Consider the following 2,500-nt stretch of genomic DNA (forward strand, 5'->3'; position numbering starts at 1 on the left):
AGGATTTGAACCTATGACCTTCAGGTTATGAGCCTGACGAGCTACCGGGCTGCTCCACCCCGCGGTGGTAGTGTGTTTGTAAGATGGATTGGAAGACCTGGCGGCGACCGACTTTCCCACGGCTTAAGCCGCAGTATCATGGGCGCTGGGGGTTTTCACGGCCGAGTTCGGGATGGGATCGGGTGGATCTCTCCCCGCCATAGCCACCAGGTCATCCAACCCATCTTTAGGTTGGTGATACGGTTGGTGTTTTTGAAATGTGCGGCATGGATGATTTCTGTGCATGGTCCACTCGTTGGAGTGGGTTATTGAGTGAGACTTGTGGGCGATTAGGACCAGTTAGCTGCACGCATTACTGCGCTTCCACACCTGGCCTATTGACGTGATGGTCTATCACGGCCCTTGGGGAGATCTAGTTTTGAGGTGGGTTTCCCGCTTAGATGCTTTCAGCGGTTATCCCGTCCATACTTAGCTACCCGGCTGTGCCGCTGGCGCGACAACCGGTGCACCAGAGGTATGTTCATCCCGGTCCTCTCGTACTAGGGACAAATCCTCTCAAATCTCCAACATCCACGGCAGATAGGGACCGAACTGTCTCACGACGTTCTAAACCCAGCTCACGTACCACTTTAATCGGCGAACAGCCGAACCCTTGGGACCTGCTCCAGCCCCAGGATGTGATGAGCCGACATCGAGGTGCCAAACCTCCCCGTCGATGTGGACTCTTGGGGGAGATCAGCCTGTTATCCCTAGAGTACCTTTTATCCGTTGAGCGATGGCCCTTCCACGCGGGACCACCGGATCACTATGGCCGACTTTCGTCTCTGATCGAGCTGTCACTCTCACAGTCAGGCGGGCTTATGCCATTGCACTCGACAGCCGGTTTCCGACCGGCCTGAGCCCACCATCGCGCGCCTCCGTTACACTTTGGGAGGCGACCGCCCCAGTCAAACTGCCCACCATGCAGGGTCCCGGACCAGGCTTACTGGTCGCGGTTAGACATCAGAAAAATTCAGGGTGGTATTTCAAGGATGGCTCCACAGGAACTGGCGCCCCTGCTTCAAAGCCTCCCACCTATCCTACACAGAATGTCTCTGATGCCACTGCAAAGCTGCAGTAAAGGTTCATAGGGTCTTTCCGTCTGACCGCGGATACCCCGCATCTTCACGGGGAATTCAATTTCGCTGAGCCGATGCTGGAGACAGCGGGGAAGTCGTTACGCCATTCGTGCAGGTCGGAACTTACCCGACAAGGAATTTCGCTACCTTAGGACCGTTATAGTTACGGCCGCCGTTTACCGGGGCTTCAATTCAGTGCTCTCACACCTCCTCTTAACCTTCCGGCACCGGGCAGGCGTCAGACCCTATACGTCGTCTCTCGACTTCGCAGAGTCCTGTGTTTTTACTAAACAGTCGCTACCCCCTGGTCTGTGCCACCCGCAAATGGTTGCCCACTCACGGGTCTCGCTTATCCCGAAGTTACGCGAGCAATTTGCCTAGTTCCTTCAGCATCGTTCTCTCAAGCGCCTTGGTATTCTCTACCAGTCCACCTGTGTCGGTTTAGGGTACGGTCTATACGCCAGAGCTATTTCCTGGAATGCGCAAAAAGCCAGCCCAATCCGATAAGGACTGACAACATCTTGCATTCGTCACTTCTGGCAGGTTCAGGAATATTAACCTGATTTCCATCGACTACGGCTTTCGCCCTCGCCTTAGGGGCCGACTGACCCTGCGTGGATTAACCTTGCGCAGGAAACCTTGGACTTTCGGCGACAGTGTTTCTCGCACTGTTTGTCGCTACTCATGTCAGCATTCGCACTTCCGATATCTCCAGAGAGGGTCACCCCGTCTCCTTCGCAGACCTACGGAACGCTCCGCTACCGCGCATACAAAGTATGCACCCACAGCTTCGGCACGTGGCTTGAGCCCCGTTACATTTTCGGCGCAGGGTTTCTATTAGACCAGTGAGCTATTACGCTTTCTTTAAAGGATGGCTGCTTCTAAGCCAACCTCCTGGTTGTTTTGGAATCCCCACATCCTTTCCCACTTAGCCACGATTTGGGGGCCTTAGCTGGTGGTCTGGGCTGTTTCCCTCTCGACAATGGACCTTAGCACCCACTGTCTGTCTGCCAGGCTAAACTTCCGGGTATTCGGAGTTTGGTTAGGTTTGGTAAGGCTTTGGGCCCCCCTAGCCCATCCAGTGCTCTACCCCCCGGGGTCAACACCTGACGATCTACCTCAATAGATTTCGCGGAGAACCAGCTATTTCCGAGTTTGATTGGCCTTTCACCCCTAACCACAGCTCATCCCCGACTTTTTCAACAGGCGTGGGTTCGGCCCTCCAGTGCGTGTTACCGCACCTTCAGCCTGGCCATGGCTAGATCACTCGGTTTCGGGTCTTCTGCCAGCAACTCGTCGCCCTATTCAGACTCGCTTTCGCTACGCCTACACCTATCGGCTTAAGCTCGCTGCAAACAGAAACTCGCTGACCCATTATACAA

General features: G+C 54.9%; 2 rRNA genes (1 of these 2 cut by a window edge). Both read right to left on the bottom strand.

The window, feature by feature from the left end:
• Window positions 1-95: 95 nt before the first annotated feature.
• A 5S ribosomal RNA gene (gene rrf, locus KUA11_RS16800) occupies window positions 96-211 on the bottom strand.
• 97 nt (window positions 212-308) lie between these two features.
• Window positions 309-2,500: ribosomal RNA gene (locus KUA11_RS16805) — 23S ribosomal RNA — on the bottom strand (it continues 547 nt past the right edge of the window).

The sequence above is a fragment of the Acetobacter estunensis genome, assembly GCF_019083805.1.
GTDB lineage: Bacteria > Pseudomonadota > Alphaproteobacteria > Acetobacterales > Acetobacteraceae > Acetobacter > Acetobacter estunensis_A.